Here is a 19416-nt window from a genome sequence, read left to right on the forward strand (position 1 = left end):
CACAACCCAATCGTTTCGAAACTATGCGCACCCTGATCGAAGACGCACCAGTGTCACGTTGGATTGGTCCGGCCCTATTGGTGGCGGCCGCTTTGCCGGGAGGCTGCGCGCATCGGCCGCCGGAGATTACGACAGGGACGCCAGTGCCCGGAGCGATTGGAACGGTGGTGAGCCTCGATCAGGGCTGGACCGCGGAGGAGCAGGAACTCTTTTGGTTTACCTCGCAAGGGTCGCGTATTGTGCCGTACGCGTGGTTTCTCGCACTGGAACAGGCTCGGAGTGAGGCGCCCTTTGCATCGGACCAGAACATCGATCGGTATCGTTGGCTGGCGTCGAGGCCGACGCGTCACAACCCGGATGGGCTACCGGTCGGCTTTGTGAAGGATGTGGATGAACGATCGGGTGAGTCGTGGGTTGGCGTCACCTGCGCGGCTTGTCACACGGGTCAATTGCGGTATCGCGGTGTGGGCATCCGGATCGACGGCGGGCCGACACTGGCTGACGCCGAATCATTCTTCTTTGACCTCGCGGCTGCGCTGACAGCAACACAGCGTGAGGACGCAAAGTTCCAGCGTTTCGCCCGCGCGGTGCAGGGCGGTGGGGGCGATCCGAGTGGGGCAGCCGAACTGCGCGCGAAACTTGAAGCGGTGACGGGGGATATCGTCGCGAGGAATCGGCGGAATCGTCCGACGCCGGGGGCGGGAATGCCGGGGTACGCGAGGTTGGATGCCTTTGGCAACATCTTCAATGAAGTAGCGGGCCATGACCTCGGAGTGGCCGACAATGTAAAGCCGCCGGATGCGCCGGTGTCGTACCCGAGCCTGTGGGACACGCCGCAGATGGACCGCGTGCAATGGAACGGGATTGCCCATAACGGCGGGATCGGCCCGTTGGCTCGCAACATCGGGGAGGCGCTGGGGGCCTTTGCGCGGGTGAACATCCAACCGGAGCGCGGCTTGGAGGGTTACGAATCGTCCGTGCGCGTGGAGAACATGGGATTGCTCGAGAAATGGCTGGACACCTTGTGGTCGCCCCAGTGGCCGGAGAAGTTTCTGACGGCTATCAATGCTTCCAAGGCGGCGCGTGGTCGTGGGCACTATGACCGGCATTGCGTAAGCTGCCATGCGCTCCTTGATCGCACCAATCCCTCGCGCCGGATCCAGGTCGTCCTGGTTCCGATTTCAGAGACGAAGACGGATCCCGGGATGGCCACGGGCGCGCTGCGACAGGTTGCCACCGGGCGACTGAAGGACCGTCCGTCGCTCGTCGTATTGGGGACGCGGTTCGGGGACAGTGCCTTGGCGGCCGACATCCTCGGCAATGCCGTTGCGGGCACCATTATCGGGCAGCCCGTCCCGGCGTTTGAGGCGGCTCTGGAGGAGTACATGGCGATTCGGACGGTCTCGACGGTGCCGACACCTGTGTATCGTGCGCGCCCGCTCAATGGCGTCTGGGCGACGGCGCCCTATTTGCACAACGGTTCCGTTCCGAATCTCTGGTCACTCCTCCAACGGCCGGAGGAACGCCCTGTTGAATTCCACGTAGGGAATCGGGAGTACGACCCGGTCCACGTGGGCTATCAGACGACACCGGACGCTGACGGTGTCTCGTCGGTGTTCGATACACGGCGCCCCGGCAATGCGAACACGGGACACGCCTGGGGAACCACGGAACTGAGTGACGAAGAGAAGTGGGAACTGGTCGAGTTTCTCAAGTCGCTTTGAGAGCCGTCGGTGAACCTTCGTCTCGAAACATGCACCTGGTTTCGTTGGGAGTTTATTGGCGCAGTACCTGGATGAGGAACTGGAGTTCGCCGTCGACTTCGGCGGGATCGGCCACAGTCTGAGCCACGGTTTCGAGGAGGATACTCCGATAGCGTTGACGGAGGCGATGGAGCATGACGCGAAGGTTGACCTGCGTGAGGCCGAACCGTTGGGCGAGGTCAGGGTAGGGAACGGCGGTGACGTCGCCCCACAGGTGCGGTTCGAGTTGCTCAAACAGCCCGAGACGATCGGAGGCGGCCCATTCCTCCCGGAGGCGGCGAAAGACGACGTTCAACAAGGACCGTGCCCACTGGCGGTTGTAAGCAACGTCGGGTGGCAGGGATTCGCTTGCCGGGCCGGCAGCTTGCTCGAGCAGCGCAACGTCCAAGGTCACCCAGCGTTGATCACCGCCGCGTTTCCTGGCTTGGCTCCGGCGCCATTCGTTGCGGAGATAGTTCTCGAAGCATGAGACGAGGAAAGAGCGAAAGCGGCCGCGTTCGGGATCCGCCCGCGACAGGTAATCGCCCGCGAGAAAGGCGGCGAGGAAAGCCTGAGTCTGGTCCTCGGCCTCGGGGGGCGGCAGGCCGCGCCTGCGCGCGAAGACGTAGAGGGGCCCCCAATAAGTCTGGCAAAGCTCCCGCAGCGCGAATTCGGAGGCTGAAGTCGAAGTCGTAGCATCGAGGATCAGGCTCCAATGAGTCGTGGCAACCCCCCCCGCGCCTTGGTTTCCCTGGTCGCCTGCCTGCATCCGAAGGAATCTCCAATGGCGGGCTGGCGATGGTCAAGGCGCGCTTTACCCCCACTCTTCTGTATCAGCGCGTATGAAAAGAGCGATGATCCGGTGTTCCTCCGAAAAGGTGTCCTCATCCCACGCTTCGAGAGTGACGGTGACCGGATCGGCCCCGGGATCGACCTTGGTGACGAAGCGACTTTCGTGGTGCGGTGCCACGGCGAGGATTCGAATTGAGCGGTGACCGTTGCGCGGGTTTCGCCATCGAGGTGCCCTTGAGGCCAGGGGATGTTCCGGCTTCGCGTCACTTCTTGCGCGGAGCCGATTTCCGCATCGATGGAGATCCCGGCAAATATCACCGGGGCATTGGTTCCGAGCCGACCACGGAGGTCCTCCAGGCGGGTGAGCATCTCGATGCTTCGTTCCGACCACGCGGCCCAGAAGGCGAGCAGGACGGGACGACCGCGTTGATCGGAGAGGTCGAGACGTTTTCCGTCGAGGGTTGGCAGGGACAGTTCCACAGGGGAGGACCTCGTGGATTCCACGGACTCGGCCCAGGTCATCTCCAACAGGCCAAGGTCGATCGGGCCACGGCCGTCTGGAATACCGACATCGCGAGTCAGCGAGCCGAGAAGGGGCTGACTCCGCATCCAGCGTTCCTGTTGGGTTCGGGGAGGCTGCGTCACGCGGATCTGAAGTTCATACTCGCCCGGAGCGATGTCATCCACGCGGAAGCTGCCGTCCGTTGGGCGCATCTCCATGGTGCCGGAGATTCGATCGGTCGAGGGATACGACGAGGGGACCGTTGGGGTCGGGGTCGGAATCGGAATCGGGATCGACGCCGCAGGCTCCCTTTCCATCCCATCCACCCTTGCCGCGCCGTGCCCCGAGCTATCGACACGACGTGCAATCCATCCCGGAAGGGCATGGCGGAAGGTGACAGCCCGATCACGATCACGATCACGAGTAAGAGGCCTGCTGCAAGAGGCTGAGAGGTGACCCTTCCCACCAACGCGCGTCGCTCCAATAGCCCGTTGCGGCTTCATCCTGAGCTGCCTTCCGCCGTGGATACCGGTTCATCGAATCCCGGGCCGGGTGGCCGGCGGAACGTAGTCCACGTGCCAATGGAGCTCCCAAAGCCGGTCAAGTTTCACCGGTTCCACGTGTCCATCGAAGAAGCCGGCATGGATGGAACCCGGCAGCGAAGGTCCTGACCACCAGAGGTCAGGAAGCGGTCGCGGACGGCTCCCATGGCGTGGGATGGCCACCACCGGCATGGGAAAGCTCGATCCGCGATGCGGCGAGGTTCCCGAGGACAACGGGTCCACCTGAGCTGCGGCCGGTTCATGCGCATGCGGATTGGCAAGCCATCGGCGGCCATCGGCGAGAACGGGCGTCGATCCAGGCGCCTGAACCTGTCCCTCTCGGGTGAAGTTGTCGGCGATCTGAACCGGGGTCGGCGGATTGGGTCCATTCCGGTACCAACTGAGTTCGAGGAGGTGCCAATTCATGGCATACCCTCCGGTGCGATTGGAGACGGATACCTCCCATGTCTCCACCCCCCAAAAGGCACCGCCAATGCGCCAGGCGGAATCGATGGTATCGGTGGACCGAAGCCGTACCGGCGCCGAGGGACACGCCCAGGTGGAATTCGGCTGGCCGACCTCGGCGGTCCACCAGCGAAACATCTCCGGATGGTCGAGGCTCTGATCGCCAAGGTCATCGATGAGCAGCCGGTAGTTCAGAAGGTTTTGCCGGACGTTGCCCAGGCATACGACAGCTCGGGCATTATCCTTGGCGCGATTCAAGGCAGGCAACAGCAGCGAAGCCAGTATGGCGATGATGGCGATGACCACCAGGAGTTCGATCAAGGTGAAACCGGTCTGGCGGAAGGAGCCTGTCGGTTGGGGATGCCTCGCGTTCATGGTCCGGCCACTGGAATCGATGCCGATCTACATCGAGGATCTGCAGGATGACCACCCCTTTCTCTGCCTTGAGACGACATGCCGTGCATCCCGGAGTTGTGGGTGAGGAGGGAACTCCCCAACCACCCCAACCACCAGCCCGAGCCCTAGATTATTAAGCCCGACTCTTTTTAATTGACGGTTAGTTTATTAAGGCAGTCAATTTGAATTGACATTAAGGCAGTCAATTTGAATTGACAGCTCTTTCGCAGTGCTTGAGAATCACACGCAGAAAACGCCTACCATCCCAACCCATCCTGTCGCCCCATCGCTCAGTTCCCTCCCTGCCCTCCGCACACCGCGCAGCCCAGCATTTCACCAACGCAGCTTGGACCCGCTCGCCCTAATCCCACCCTATGAGAACCCCACGCATCACCGCCGATCCCTCTACGCACGCGACGTACCACTGCATGTCCCGAGTCGCCGGCCGCCTCCCTCTCCTCGACGATTCCGCCAAGCACAAGCTGCTCAACATCCTCCATCACCTCGCCCGCTTCTGCGACATCGACATCATCACCTTCTGCATGATGTCCAACCACTTCCATCTCCTCATCCGCGTCCCACCCAAACCCCTCGAGGACTCCATCCCGGACGACGTCATCCTCGCCAAACTCGAGGACTTCTACGGGCCCAAGGCCACCCTCCCCACCCTGGCCCGCGCCGCCCTCAACAAGGGTCAACCCATCCCAGACGACATCCGCCAGGCCGTCCTCTCCCGCATCGCCGACCTCTCCGTCTTCCTCCAGGAGTTCAAGCAGCGTTTCTCCCGCTGGTACAACCGCCGTCACGACCGCACCGGCTACCTCTGGGGCGAACGCTTCCGCAGTGTTCTGGTGGAAGACTGCCCCAGCACCCTGCGCGCCATCGCCGCCTACATCGACCTCAACCCCGTCCGCGCCGGCCTGGTCAACGATCCCAAGGACTACCGCTTCTGCGGCTACGCCGCCGCCCTCACCGGCGACAAGGTCATCCGCCGCGGAATCATGGGCTTTCTGGGCGCAACCGACTGGAGCGCGGCGTCAGCAGAATATCGCCTGGCGCTTTATGTGATTGGCGGGACGTCGGGACGGAGCGACAAGCGGGTGCTGGAACCGGAGGCGATCCGGGCGGAACTGGCGAGGGGCGGTCAACTACCGCTGGGTCAGATCCTTCGGTTGCGGATCCGGCACATGACGGACGGGGTGTTCCTGGGCTCGAAGGAGTTCGTGAACCAGATGTGGGAGCGGCACCGGGACAAGTTCGGCAAGCGGCGCAAGAGCGGCGCACGTACCATTCGAGGGGCTCCGATCCCGGGGCTTACCGTGTTGCGCGATCTGCAAGTGGATGCAGTGGGGTAACTCGCTACATCTCGGACAATCCGAGGAGTGATCGAGGCGCGTATCGGAGCGGAGAGACGGAATTGGCGAATGACGATGCACTTGAGCGATTTGCTCCAGGCAGCGCACCCAAGGTTACTGCTTGCTCAGGGGAGGCGTTCGCGGCCTTCGGAACGCCAGTCTTGACGTTCCCCCCGCCGCACCGCGGAGTTCCCTCACATTCGTCGCATCGTCCATGCAGCCCACGGCGTCGCCCATCCCCCACCCTCGCACCCGCCTTCGGATTGCCCTCGTCCTGTGCCTTGTCCTCGCCGGCGCCTGGGTCGCCCTGGGACAACGATCCCGTCAGGCTCCGGTTGCCGAACCCGCTGAGGGCGAACTGCGTTCTGGCCTGATCCGCAATCCCGGTCCCCGTTCCCGCGCCGGCGTGCCGGAATGGACCGTGGACCCCGCCTTCCGCGCCGATGTCTTCACCTTCGCCCGGCTCCAGTTCCGATCCCGCGGCCGGGGAGGCTGGCGGGTCGATTACCCGGGCGCAGACCTCAACCTCTCCTACCGCCTCGAACAACTCACCTCGATGCGCACCGATCCCCACGGTACGGTCGTGGCCATCGAGGACCCCCGCCTGTTCGACTATCCCTTCGTGTACATGTCGGATCCCCGCAGCATCACCCTGAGTCGCGAGGAGGCCGAAATCCTGCGCCGCTACCTCCTCAACGGCGGCTTCCTCATGGTTGACGATTTCTGGGGCGACGGCATGTGGAACCACATCGTTGGCGAATTCCGCAAGATCTTCCCGGACCGCGACCCCGTGTCGCTCCCTCTCGATCACCCGATCTTCAACATCCCCTATCCCATCCGTAATAAACCACAGATTCCCAGCGACGATTCCGCCCATCGCACCCGCCACCTGCCCGATCCGTACCGGACCTGGGAGGACGAAATCTCCTGGGAATCGCCCCAGCCCGCCGATTACCGCGCCTTCCTCGATGACCGCGGTCGCATCGTCATCCTCCTCTGCTGGAACACCGACCTCGCCGACGGATGGGAGGAAGAGGGATCGAGCGAATGGTTCTTCACCACTTATTCCGAAAAGTCCGCCTACCCCATCGGCATCAACATCGTCTTTCACCTCCTCACCCACTGACCCGCGATCGCCGTTGCACCGTTTGCCGTGGACCGGCTATCCTTTCCCAACGGTGGCGCGTGACCGGTTCTCCCCTTGTCCCACGATCCCGGCGATGGCTTCCCGGCTTTCGGGCAGCCCCGGTAAGACTGGAGGTGACCCCGCCCTGCGCCCGCGCCGCCAATCCCATTTTCAACCATGACGCTGACCGAAAAACTGCTTGCCCGCGCCGCCGGCAAATCCTCCGTCCAGGCCGGTGACAATGTCTGGGTGAAGGCCGACATCCTGATGACCCACGATGTCTGCGGCCCCGGAACGATCGGGGTGTTCCATCGCGAATTCGGCAAGGCCGCCAAGGTCTGGGATCCCCGCCGCGTCGTCATCATCCCCGACCACTACATCTTCACCGCCGACTCCAAGTCGAACCGCAACGTCGATCTGCTCCGTGCCTTCGCCAGGGAACAGGGCCTCCCCTACTTCTACGACGTCATCGACGATCCCGAAGGCTCGTGGAAGTTCGACACCACGAAGGGCCCGCTGCAGCGCCAGTACGGCAGCCGCTACGCCGGCGTCTGCCACACCGCCCTCCCTCAAAAGGGCCACACCCGCCCCGGGGAAGTCCTCTTTGGCACCGATTCCCACACCTGCATGGCCGGCGCCTTCAACCAGTTCGCCACCGGCATCGGCAACACCGACGCCGGCTTCGTCATGGGCACCGGCAAGCTCCTCCTCAAGGTCCCCGAGACCATGCGCTTCCGCCTGGAAGGCCATCTCCAGCCCGGTGTCATGGCCAAGGACATCATCCTCCATGTCATCGGCGAGATCGGCTTCGATGGCGCCACCTACCGCGCCATGCAGTTCGATGGACCCGGCGTCGCCAGCCTCAGCATGGACGACCGAATGACCATCGCCAACATGGCCATCGAGGCCGGCGGCAAGAACGGCATCTTCCCCTTCGATGCCCGCACCGCCGAGTTCGTCGAGTCCCGCACCCGCCTCAACGGCACCCTCCAGCGCTACGAACCCGTCGAACCCGACGCCGACCAGCGCTTCGTGTACGATCTCGTTGTCGATCTCGACCGCCTCGAACCCACGGTCGCCTGCCACCCCGATCCCGGCCAGCGCAAGCCCGCCAAGGAACTCGGCCACATTCAGCTCGACCGCGCCTACGTCGGCTCCTGCACCGGCGGCAAGACCAGCGACTTCGTCGAGTTCGCCCGCGTCCTCCAGGGTCGCCACGTGACCATCGACACCTTCGGCGTCCCCGCCACTCCCGAAATCGTCCACGACCTCCAGTCCACCCGCTGGGGCGACCAGACCATCTGGGAAATCCTCGTCTCCGCCGGCGTGCAAATGACCGAAAACGCCGGGTGCGCCGCCTGCCTCGGCGGTCCCGTCGATACCTTCGGCCGCATGAACACCCCGCTGAAATGCATCAGCGCCACCAACCGCAATTTCCCCGGCCGCATGGGCCACAAGGAATCCCAGGTCTTCCTCGCCAGCCCCGCCACCGTCGCCGCCAGCGCCGTGGCCGGAAAAATCGTCGATCCCCGCGAATACCTCACCAACTGACCGCCCCATCCCGCACCGCCCGCACCCGCACAAAGCCGAACGGAGACTCCCCCACCCCCGCCAGCGGAAACCGCACCTGCACTGTCCCGGTGCCATCGTAGGTGTCCCGATACCCGGCCGCCTCCTCCGCCCAAACGTCCATCCCGGCCCAGTTCAGCCAGTCCTGCGACGTCTCCACCCGCAACGGCACCCGCCCCCCGAACCGCCGGAACGTCACCCACACGCGCGGCAACGCCCCCAACTCCCCCGTCCGTTCCGCCGTCAGCGAAACCTGCGGCCGCGACCCCCCATCCAGCGGGTTTGTGCCCATCGCCCATTCGGTCCGGTTGTCAAATCCGTCCCCGTCCGGGTCCTCGTCCGGTGCCAACCCCAGACCCCCGGACCAGTAAATCTCCCACACGTCGGGCAGACCATCGCCGTCCGAATCCACCGGCTCGGCCAACGCCAGCAGTCCGTCCCTTAGGATCTCCCGGCGCCGCGGTTCACCCAGATCCCTCTCCGTGAGATTGTCGCGGCTGACCGGCCGGTTGAAGGCATCCAGCACCACCAGGTCCCGCCATTCCACCCCCCAACGAGCCCACGCCCCAACCGCCGCCGTATCCTGCAACCAGGGAATCGCTCCGTTCACCGCCTCGCCCAATGCCGGCCGGGTCCCGTCGCTGGCGTGGTTGACGGCCACCATCGACACCCGCAACCCCGGCCGCGCCGCGGTCACTTCCCGCAGCACCGCGTCCAGATGCCCGTATTGCGTCCGGCAGTAATCGCACCCCAGCGACGCAAAATAGAATACCGAAATCCCCAGCACGTAGTCCCGCGGCGACACCCCGGTTCCCGCGCGGGGCGAACCCGGATTGATGTCCTCCAGCCGGAAATCCGGCATCGGCGTCGCCTGACCCGTCACCGCCAGCGCCACCCCCATTGGCGCCAGCGCCAGCGCAAGCGCGCGCCCCAACCGCAGGATCCGCCGCCAGAGACCCATGAGAAGCGGTCAGATCACCGTGTTGTCCGGGATCACCCCGTTCTTCGGGACCACCAACACCCCGTCCCGGATGTAGTACAACGGGTGATCCACGTCGTCGGCCTTCCCCTTCGGCGACAGCACGCAGTTCGCGCCAATCCGCGCATTCTTGTCGATGATCGCATTGTCGATCCGCGTCCGGGGCCCGATCCCCACCGGAGGCCGTCCCGCCTCGCGGTTCTGCTGAATCGACTCCGCCGACTCGTAGTAGTCATTGCCCATCACGATCACCCGGTTCAGGTCGGTGTCCTCCCAGATCAGGCTTCGAATCCCGATCGCACTCTCGCGAATCCGCGCCCGGGTGATGATGCACCCATCCGAGATCACCGCATGATCGATGTGCCCGCCATTGATCTTCGTCGCCGGCAGGAACCGCGGCCTTGTGAAGATCGGGTGCTGCATGTCGAAGAAGTTGAACCGCGGCAGCTCGGAGGTGATGTCCAGATTGGCCTCGAAAAACGCCCGGATCGTCCCGATGTCCTCCCAATACCCCTGAAACACATACGACTGCACCCGCTCTTTGCCGATCACCCCGGGAATGATGTGCTTCCCGAAGTCCGCCAGATCGTTGTCCAGCAATCGCAGCAGCACGTCCCGGTTGAACACATAGATCCCCATCGACGCCAGCAGCAGCTCCGGGGACCCCGCGATTCCCACCTGCGCCAGTGTCTCCTTCGGAATCAACAGCGAATCGTGCACCGCAGGGTCCTTCGGCTTCTCCACGAACCGCACAATCTCCCCGCCCGGCCCGATCTGCATGATCCCGAAGGACGGCGCTTCCGCCCGCGTCACCGGAATCGTCGCCACCGTGATGTCCGCCTTCGACGCCTCATGCTGCGCCAGAATCTCCTGGTAGTTCATCCGGTACAACTGGTCCCCGCTCAGGATCAGCGCGTAGTCGAACGAATGGTTCAGGAAATGATTGATGTTCTTCCGCACCGCATCCGCCGTCCCCTGGTACCATGAGGTGCTCGCAAACGTCTGCTCCGCCGCCAGAATCCCCACAAATCCCCCCGAGAAATTATCGAAGGTGTACGACTGCGAAATGTGCCGGTGCAGCGAGGCCGAGTTGAACTGCGTCAGCACATAGATCTGCCGCAACCCCGAGTTGATGCAGTTCGAGATCGGGATGTCCACCAGCCGGTACTTCCCCGCCAACGGCACCGCCGGCTTCGCCCGCTCCCGGGTCAGCGGAAACAGGCGCGTCCCCTGGCCGCCGCCCATGATGATCGACAAGGTCCGGTCCGACAGCATTCGGGTGGTGAGTGGAGCAGGCATAGTTCCCCGCCTGCGCTTGCCGTGGCGGGGCCCGTTTCCTAACATCTCCCGTCGGTCCGGAGCAAGCCAAGGCTCCCCGACTGACCCAACCTTCACCGTCATCCCCCAGTCACCCTCCCCATGTGCGGCATCGTCGGCTACGTCGGACGCCAGTCCTCGCCCCCCATCCTCCTCGAAGGCCTCCGCCGCCTCGAATATCGCGGCTACGACTCCGCCGGCCTCTGCCTCCCCGCCGCCGGCCAGCTCCACATCCGCAAACGCGTCGGACGCATCGACACCGGCCTCGCCCGCCTCTGCCAGGAACAACCCCTCGACGGCTCCGTGGGCATCGGACACACCCGCTGGGCCACCCACGGTCCCCCCTCCGACGCCAATTCCCATCCCCACCTCGATGCCTCCGGCCGCATCGCCCTCGTCCATAACGGCGTCATCGAGAACCACGATTCCCTCCGTGACCGCCTCCGCGCCGCCGGACACCAGTTCCAGTCGGAAACCGATACCGAGGTCCTCGCCCACCTCGTCGGCGTCCACTACCAGCGCCTCCGCCAATCCCCCCCTTCCGCCGACGGCAAACTTCATCCCCTCGCCGCCGCCGTCATGGCCGCCCTCCGGGAAGTCATCGGCACCTACGGCATCGCCGTCGTCTCCGCCGACCACCCCGACCTCATCGTCGGCGCCCGCCGCGGTTCCCCCCTCCTCCTTGGCGTCGGCGACCGCGAACACTTCCTCGCCAGCGACGCCAGCGCCATCGTCGCCCATACCCAGCGGGCCGTGTACCTCGACGACTACGACGTCATCGCCGTCACCCCCGAGTCCTTCCAGCTCGCCAACCTCGGACGCGACACCGCCCAGGCCCAGATCCGGCAGATCGAGTTCAGCGCCGACGCCGCCGAGAAGGGCTCCTTCCCCCACTACATGCTCAAGGAGATCTTCGAGCAGCCGCGCACCATCGAGAACGCCCTCCGCGGACGCCTCGACCGCGAGGAACTCTCCGCCCGCTTCGGCGGACTCAACATGTCCCTCGCCGAACTCCGCGCCGTGGACCGCGTCGTCATCGTCGCCTGCGGCACCAGTTGGCACGCCGCCCTCCTCGGCGAATATCTCCTCGAGGAATTCGCCCACCTCCCCACCGAGGTCGAATACGCCAGCGAGTTCCGTTACCGCAACGCTCCCCTCGACAAACACACCCTCGTCCTCGCCATCACCCAGTCCGGCGAAACCGCCGATACCCTCGCCGGCCTCCGCGAATCCCGCCGCCGCGGCCACAAGGCCCTCGCCCTCTGCAACGTCGTCGGCTCCACCATCGCCCGCGAGGCCGACGGCGGCATCTACCTCCATGCCGGCCCTGAAATCGGCGTCGCCTCCACCAAGGCCTTCACCGCCCAGACCACCGTCCTCGTCGCCCTCGCCCTCCTCATGGGCCGCATCCGCATGCTCTCCGCCCAGCACGGCGCCCGGATCCTCCGCGCCCTCGATGCCCTCCCCGCCCAGGTCGAATCCATCCTCGCCCGCAACGATGCCATCCGCGACGTCGCCCTGAACTACGCCTCTGCCGAGGATTTCTTCTTCCTCGGCCGCCAGTACAACTTCCCCGTCGCCCTCGAAGGCGCCCTCAAACTCAAGGAGATCTCCTACATCCACGCCGAAGGCTATCCCGCCGCCGAAATGAAACACGGCCCCATCGCCATGATCGACGAACGCACCCCCTCCGTCTTCGTGATCCCCCGCGACGGCCTCTACGAAAAGACCCTCGCCAACGTCGCCGAGATCCAGGCCCGCAAGGGACCCGTCATCGCCATCGCCACCGAAGGCGACTCCGAAATCCACCGCCGCGCCAACCACATCATCCAAATCCCACCCACCCTCGAACCCCTCGTCCCCCTCCTCGCCGTCGTCCCCCTCCAACTCCTCGCCTACCACATCGCTGTCGCCCGCGGCTGCGATGTGGACAAACCCCGCAACCTCGCCAAATCCGTCACCGTCGAGTGATGCCCCCACGCCGGCCCTGCGTCCACCCCTCCTCCACGGAACGGACGATGCTTCCCCCTACCCCGCGGCGCCCGGCTTCGCATCCTTCGATTCAGATCCCGACTCCGTCACGCCGCCTTCGGACGTCCCGGGCCCTGACACCCCTGTCGCCGTCTCCGCGCCGGCCTTTCCCCGGTAGCTGGCCACCACCCACTCGCTGAGCACCTGGTCGGGACGTCGCACCGCGTCCTCGCCGAGTTCAAACGTCCGCTGGCCCGAGTTCTGCGCGATCAGCTTCAGGCCGAACTGGTAGTCCTTGAACCGCTCGGCGCACAGATCCCGCACCGGGCGCGACGCCGCATGCGCCTCCTCGACCAGGGCCAGCGCCGCCGCCTCGGTGAACCGCAGCGTCAGTCCGTGCGACTGCCCAAACCGCTCGGCAAACTCGTGCACGATCGCGCCCAGTGTCGCCCGTTCCTCCCGCGCCTGCTCCGCCAGAAGCGCCGCCAGCGCCGCCTTGGGGTCATCCACCAGGTCCCGGGAAACGGCGAACCGCTTCACCGCCGTCGACGGCAGTTCGAATTTCATCTCCCGGAACACCCGCTCGCACACCGTCATCAATCCCCGCGCCCCGGTCTTCTCCTCGCCCGCCCGCTCGGAGATCCGCCGCAACCCGTCCTCCTGGAACAGCACCTCGATGCCATACGCCCCGAACGCCTCCTCGATCTGCCGCACAATGCTCCCCTCCGACGACCGCAGAATCTCGTACAAATCCTCGACCCCCAGGGCATGGCACACCACCCGCACCGGCAACCGCCCGATAAACTCCGGCTCGAACCCGAAATCCACGAAGTCCCGGGTCTCCGCCTGCGCCAGAATCTCCTGGTCCGGAACCGTCGTCCGCGATGCCGCCGCAAACCCGATGGTCGCCTCGCGCAACCGCTTCTCGACGATCTTCTCCAATCCCCCGAACGCCCCGCTCACAATGAACAGGATGTGCCGCGTATTGATCGTCGAGGGCTGCTTCCGCCCTCCCCGCGACATCTCCATCATCGCCTGAAACTGCCCCGCAATGTCGTTCGGCCCCCGCGCCGGAACCTCCGTCTCCTCCATCAGCTTCAGCAGATTGGTCTGAACCCCCCGGCCGCTGACGTCCCGGCCGCTCACGTTGCTCGCCGCCGCAATCTTGTCGATCTCGTCAATGTAGATGATCCCGAATTGCGCCCGCCCAATGTCGCCATCCGCCCGCCGCACCAGGTCCCGCACCAGGTCCTCCACGTCGCCCCCCACATACCCGGTCTCCGAAAACTTGGTCGCATCCGCCTTCACAAACGGCACCCCGATCAAGTCCGCAATGCTCCGGATCAGGTAGGTCTTCCCCACCCCGGTCGGCCCCAGCAGAATCACGTTCTGCTTGGTGTAGTTCGGCTGTTCCTTCCCGCCCAGCGCCTGCCGGACCGCGTTGTAGTGGTCGCACAACGCCACGCTCAACACCTTCTTCGCCTCGTCCTGCCGGATCACGAACCGGTCCAGGTGCGCCTTCACCTCCCGCGGCTTCAACCGGAACCGCTCCAAATCCAACGCCGGTTCCGCCGGCGCCTCGCTCCCGCCATCGCCTCCGGACGCAGCAGGTTCCTCAGGCTTGCTGAACCCGAACAGAGGCGAGCCCGGAAAGCTCTGCCGCATGAATTCCTGCAACCGCTTCTGAACCTCTTCGGGGGTCATCGGACCGGAACCGCGCTCATGACACATCGCGCCGCCAATCTACGCAGCACCCCGCGCCGCGCCATCCCGCATTTGCCCCCTGGTTCCCTTCAGATCTCCACCTGCATCCCCAACTCGACCACCCGGTTGGGCGGAATCTGAAAGTACGTGGTCGCCTGCTGCGCATTCCTCGACATCAGGGCGAAAATCCGCTTCCGCCACGGCGCCATCCCCGACTTCCGCGTCGCCAGGATCGTCTCCCGCCCCAGAAAGAACGTCGTCTTCATCGGGTCCAGTTCCAACCCCTCCTCGTCGCATGCCGCCAGTACCTGCGGCAGATCCGGCGATTCCATGAACCCGAAAAACGCCGTCACCCGGTAGAACCCCAGCGACAGCTCCTCGATCTGCACCCGGTCCTCCGGATCGACCAGCGGGGCATCCCCCACCGCAAACCGCAGCAGAATCACCCGCTCGTGCAGCACCTTGTTGTGCTTGAGATTGTGCAGCAACGCCCCGGGCGTCCCTTCCGGATTGCTGGTCATGAACACCGCCGTTCCAGGCACCCGCAACGGCGTCTTCCGCCCCATCTCCGCCAGAAACATCCCCAGCGGCAGCGCCCCGCTGAACAACTCCTTCTGAACCGCCTTCCTTCCCCGGAACCACGTCGCCATCACCAGGTACATCATCGTCGCCGCCAGAATCGGAAACCACCCTCCCGTCTCGAACTTCAGCGAATTGGCCCCCAGAAACACCAGTTCCAACCCCAGAAACGCCCCGGCCATCAGCCACGCACACCAGGCCGGCCAGCCCCACACATGCCGCGCCGCCAAGGCCAGCATCAAGGTCGTCAGCAAGATCGCCAGCGAGACCCCGATCCCGTACGCCGCCGTCAGCCGGTTCGACGATCCAAAACCCACCACCAGACCCACACACACCACCATCAGCAGCCAGTTCACCGCCCCCACATACACCTGACCGCGTTCCGTCGAGGACGTGTGCCGCACCATCAATCGCGGCAGAAACCCCAGCTGCATCGCCTGCCGCGTGATCGAAAAGGCCCCCGATATCATCGCCTGCGACGCCACAATGCTTGCCACCGTCGCCATCCCCACCAGCGGGTACAACCCCCACGACGGCACCAGACTGTAAAACGGATTCACCGCCGCCTCCGGGTGCGCCAGCAGCCACGCCCCCTGTCCCAGGTAATTCAGGAGCAGCGCCGGAAACACCAGCCCGAACCACGCCAGCCGGATCGGCCCGATCCCGAAATGCCCCATGTCCGCGTACAACGCCTCCACCCCGGTCACCGTCAGGAAGACAGCCCCCAGCACGAAGAACGCCTCCCACCCCTGGTGGACCAGGAATCGCACCCCGTGCGTCGGATCGAATGCCTGCAGCACTCCGGGCGACTCCAGGATCCCCCGCACTCCCAGCGCCGCAATGGTCAGAAACCACACCAGCGTGATCGGTCCGTACCATCCCCCCACCCGCCCCGTCCCCACCCGTTGCATCGTGAAAATCCCCAGCAGAATGGCCACCGTGAGCGGCACCACGTACGGCCCCAGTTCCGGCGTCGCCACCTCCAACCCCTCCAGCGCGCTCAACACCGAGATCGGCGGCGTGATCATGCCCTCCCCGATCAGCAGCGCCGCCCCGCACGCCCCCAGGACCAGCAGCGGCGTCTTCGATTTCCCCGTCGGCCACCGGCTCAACGTCAACGCCAGCAGCGCCATGATCCCCCCCTCCCCCCGGTTGTTCGCCCGCGTCACCACCCCCAGATACTTCACGCAGACAATCAGGATCAGCGTCCAGATCACCGCCGACAGCACCCCCAGCACCGTGTCCTCCCGCACCGGTTGCGCGTGCGCCCCGTGAAAACACTCCCGGATCGCGTAAAGCGGGCTCGTCCCGATGTCGCCGTACACCACACCCAGGGCCCCCAGCGCCAGTCCCGCCTGGCGCCCCGGAGTTCGATCGGTCTTCATCATCATGTCCAAGCCCGACGGTCCCCCCCCGGGAGAACCCCACGGCCGGCCCGGTTCCCCATGGCGGAACCGCACCCGTCCCCGGCGGCCCCCTCGACCCTCACCCCCCGCCTTCGGCATCGGAACTCGCCGCGCGTACTGCCGGAAACCCACCCCCCTTGTCAATCCGCACACCGCTCGTCGTTGACCAACCCCACCCCGTCCTCCCTAACATCCCCGCCTGTCCTCGACGTCGCTTATGCCCAAGAAAACTCCCGCCCCTTCCGTCGGCATCACCTCCGTCCTCCAGGAGGCCCGCGTCTTCCCCCCCAACCCCGCTTTCTCCTCCAGCGCCCACATCAAGTCCCTCACCGCCTACCGCAAGCTCTACCGCGAATCCATCCAGTCCCCCGACAAGTTCTGGGGCCGCACCGCCCGCGAGGAACTGGTCTGGTTCACCCCCTTCAAGAAGGTCCTCCAATGGAGGGAACCGGTCGCCAAATGGTTCACCGGCGGACGCCTCAACCTCGCCGCCAACTGCCTCGACCGCTGGCTCGACACCCCCGTCGCCAATAAGGCCGCCATCATCTGGGAAGGTGAACCCGCCTCCGACGGTCGCCCCGGCGAGGAACGCACCCTCACCTACCGCCAGCTCCATCGCGAGGTCTGCCGCTTCGCCAATGTCCTCAAACGCCACGGCGTCACCAAGGGCGACCGCGTCCTCATCTACCTCCCCATGGTCCCCGAGGCCGCCATCGCCATGCTCGCCTGCGCCCGCATCGGCGCCGTCCACTCCGTCGTCTTCGGCGGCTTCTCCGCCCATTCCGTCGCCGATCGCATCTCCGATTCCGGCGCCAAACTCGTCATCACCGCCGATGGCGGCTACCGCCGCGGCGCCATCGTCCAGCTCAAGAAAAACGTCGATGACGCCCTCGCCCTCGAGGACGCCGATGGCCAGCGCCCCGCCGCAGGCGCCCAGACCGTCATCGTCCTCCGCCGCTGCTACAACGACATCCACATGCAGGAAGGGCGCGACTTCTGGTGGCATCGCGAACTCGAATACGTCACCCCCGATTGTCCCCCCGCCAAACTCGACAGCGAAGCCCCCCTCTTCATCCTCTACACCAGCGGGTCCACCGGCAAACCCAAGGGCATCTTCCACACCACTGCCGGCTACCTCCTCGGCGCCAAACTCACCACCCGCCTCGTCTTCGATCTCCGCCCCGAGGACGTCTACTGGTGCACCGCCGACGTCGGCTGGGTCACCGGCCACAGCTACGTCGTCTTCGGCCCCCTCGCCAATGGCGCCACCACCCTCATGTACGAGGGCGCCCCCAACTGGCCCGAACCCGACCGCTTCTGGCGCATCGTCGAGAAATACGGCGTCACCATCCTCTACACCGCCCCCACCGCCATTCGCGCCTTCATGAAATGGGGCGACCAGTGGCCCGCCAAACACAACCTCTCCTCCCTCCGCCTCCTGGGCACCGTCGGCGAACCCATCAATCCCGAGGCCTGGATCTGGTACCACACCGTCATCGGCGGCAAACGCTGCCCCATCGTGGATACCTGGTGGCAGACCGAGACCGGCGCCATCATGATCTCCCCCCTCCCCGGCGCCACCCCCACCAAACCCGGCTCCGCCACCCTCCCCTTCTTCGGCATCCAACCCGAGGTCGTGGACGACCAGGGCCGCGCCGTGCCCCGCAACGCCGGCGGCAAACTCGTCATCCGCAAACCCTGGCCATCCATGCTCCGCGGCGTCTGGGGCGATCCCGAACGCTTCCGCCAAACCTACTGGTCCGAAGTCCCCCACAGCTACTTCACCGGCGACGGCTGCCGCCAGGACGAGGACGGCTACTTCTGGATCGTCGGCCGCATCGACGACGTCCTCAACGTCGCCGGCCATCGCATCGGCACCGCCGAGGTGGAAAGCGCCCTCGTCTCCCATCCCTCCGTCGCCGAAGCCGCTGTCGTCGGGCGCCCCGACGAACTCAAAGGCCAGGCCCTCGTCGCCTTCGTCACCCTCAAGACCGGCATTCCCGCCAAACACGAACTGCGCGAGGAACTTCGCCAGCACGTCGCCCAGGAAATCGGACCCGTCGCCAAACCCGACGACATCCGCTTCGCCGAGGCCCTCCCAAAAACCCGCTCCGGAAAGATCATGCGCCGCTTCCTCAAGCAGGTCGCCTCCGGCGTCGAGATCAAGGGAGATACCACGACCCTCGAGGATCTCTCGGTTGTCGCCCGCCTCGCCCAGGAACCGGAGTAGCGCTTCGCCCCGTGCATCCCGGAGTTGTGGGTAGAGGCGCGAACTTCGCGAAGTATCGCTTCGAAGGGCCGAGTTCCACGAGGCCGCAACGACGTGGTGCGTTGGGATGAGGACTCGCGGAGCTCGTCCCTCCGATTGGCTGCCTCCTCACCGACAACTTGGGGATGCACCGCGCTTCGCCGCCGAGGCCAGTTCCGGCTTGAATCGAGGATGGCCCTCCTCCCAAATCGCTGGGCGAGTTCCGGCTCTATGCACCTGGCGGACATCCTATCCCCTTCCCAGATCATCCCCGAAATGCGGGCCAGCGATCGCTGGGAGGCGATCGACGAATTGGTGGACCAACTCGTCACCGCCGGCCGCATCGCCCCCGAACACCGCCAGGACATCGCCGCGGTCGTCAAGAAGCGCGAGCAGTCCATGAGCACCGGCATCGGGTTCGGCGTCGGTATTCCCCATGCCGTCTCCGACCTCATCTCCGAAGTCGTGGGCGTCCTCGGCCGCTCCTCCCAGGGCATGCAGTTCGAGGCCCTCGACAATCAACCGGTCAAACTGGTCATCCTCTTCCTCGTCCCCCAGGGCCAGTTCCAGAAACATCTCCATACCCTCTCGAACATCGCCAAGAACCTTCATAACGCCGACTTCCGTTCCGCCCTCGCCAAGGCTCCCGATGCCGAAACGGTGTACCGCGTGATCGCCTCGATCCGCCCGGCAAAGTGACGTCCCCCGGACGTCCCCCCCCCC

General features: G+C 65.2%; 14 protein-coding genes. 7 read left to right on the plus strand and 7 right to left on the minus strand.

From position 1 onward, the window contains the following. Window positions 1-23: 23 nt before the first annotated feature. Window positions 24-1724, plus strand: coding sequence for a hypothetical protein (locus KF833_06670; protein MBX3744976.1), 1701 nt, complete (start codon window positions 24-26; stop codon window positions 1722-1724). Window positions 1725-1776: 52 nt separating this feature from the next. On the opposite strand, the gene KF833_06675 is transcribed toward KF833_06670, so the two are convergent. From KF833_06675 to KF833_06685, 3 genes are all read right to left on the minus strand, one after another. Further along, window positions 1777-2157 carry a hypothetical protein gene (locus KF833_06675; protein ID MBX3744977.1) on the minus strand — a complete coding sequence of 127 codons (381 nt, stop codon included), beginning with the start codon at window positions 2155-2157 and terminating at the stop codon, window positions 1777-1779. A 290-nt stretch (window positions 2158-2447) separates the two neighbouring features. Next, window positions 2448-3014 (minus strand): redoxin domain-containing protein, encoded by a 567-nt coding sequence (locus tag KF833_06680; protein MBX3744978.1) that lies wholly within the window; start codon window positions 3012-3014, stop codon window positions 2448-2450. A gap of 555 nt (window positions 3015-3569) precedes the next feature. Continuing rightward, entirely contained in the window at window positions 3570-4418 is an 849-nt protein-coding gene (locus tag KF833_06685; protein ID MBX3744979.1) for a type II secretion system protein, read from the minus strand. Window positions 4419-4813: 395 nt separating this feature from the next. Between KF833_06685 and KF833_06690 the strand changes: the two genes are divergently transcribed. The 3 genes from KF833_06690 (at window position 4814) to KF833_06700 (ending at window position 8471) form a co-directional block, all read left to right on the plus strand. After that, on the plus strand, window positions 4814-5794 hold the full coding sequence (locus tag KF833_06690; protein ID MBX3744980.1) for a transposase: 981 nt from the start codon (window positions 4814-4816) through the stop codon (window positions 5792-5794). A gap of 214 nt (window positions 5795-6008) precedes the next feature. After that, window positions 6009-6920, plus strand: a complete 912-nt coding sequence (locus KF833_06695; protein MBX3744981.1) for a DUF4159 domain-containing protein — start codon at window positions 6009-6011, stop codon at window positions 6918-6920. 177 nt (window positions 6921-7097) lie between these two features. Continuing rightward, complete coding sequence (locus KF833_06700) at window positions 7098-8471, plus strand: 3-isopropylmalate dehydratase (protein MBX3744982.1); 1374 nt, start codon at window positions 7098-7100, stop codon at window positions 8469-8471. On the opposite strand, the gene KF833_06705 is transcribed toward KF833_06700, so the two are convergent. Continuing rightward, entirely contained in the window at window positions 8461-9450 is a 990-nt protein-coding gene (locus KF833_06705) for a hypothetical protein (protein MBX3744983.1), read from the minus strand. The two genes, KF833_06700 and KF833_06705, sit on opposite strands and share 11 nt — an antisense overlap. Before the next feature lie 9 nt (window positions 9451-9459). Further along, a complete protein-coding gene (locus KF833_06710; GenBank protein ID MBX3744984.1) occupies window positions 9460-10743 on the minus strand; it encodes a glucose-1-phosphate adenylyltransferase in 1284 nt (427 codons plus the stop codon). Window positions 10744-10887: 144 nt separating this feature from the next. On the opposite strand from KF833_06710, the gene glmS reads away from it, so the two are divergent. Further along, window positions 10888-12756 carry a glutamine--fructose-6-phosphate transaminase (isomerizing) gene (gene glmS / locus KF833_06715; GenBank protein MBX3744985.1) on the plus strand — a complete coding sequence of 623 codons (1869 nt, stop codon included), beginning with the start codon at window positions 10888-10890 and terminating at the stop codon, window positions 12754-12756. A 57-nt stretch (window positions 12757-12813) separates the two neighbouring features. On the opposite strand, the gene KF833_06720 is transcribed toward glmS, so the two are convergent. Together KF833_06720 and KF833_06725 are read right to left on the minus strand one after the other, a co-directional pair. Next, window positions 12814-14487: an AAA family ATPase gene (locus tag KF833_06720; GenBank protein MBX3744986.1), complete on the minus strand. Its 1674-nt coding sequence runs from the start codon at window positions 14485-14487 to the stop codon at window positions 12814-12816. Between the two features lie 62 nt (window positions 14488-14549). Next, complete coding sequence (locus KF833_06725) at window positions 14550-16430, minus strand: potassium transporter Kup (protein MBX3744987.1); 1881 nt, start codon at window positions 16428-16430, stop codon at window positions 14550-14552. Between the two features lie 232 nt (window positions 16431-16662). Between KF833_06725 and acs the strand changes: the two genes are divergently transcribed. Further along, the gene (gene acs / locus KF833_06730; protein MBX3744988.1) at window positions 16663-18675 is read left to right on the plus strand and encodes an acetate--CoA ligase; all 2013 of its coding nucleotides are present in this window, start codon (window positions 16663-16665) and stop codon (window positions 18673-18675) included. Window positions 18676-18924: 249 nt separating this feature from the next. Then, entirely contained in the window at window positions 18925-19392 is a 468-nt protein-coding gene (locus KF833_06735; protein MBX3744989.1) for a PTS sugar transporter subunit IIA, read from the plus strand. Window positions 19393-19416 lie beyond the last annotated feature (24 nt).

The sequence above is a fragment of the Verrucomicrobiia bacterium genome (assembly GCA_019634625.1).
Classification (GTDB): domain Bacteria; phylum Verrucomicrobiota; class Verrucomicrobiia; order Limisphaerales; family CAIMTB01; genus CAIMTB01.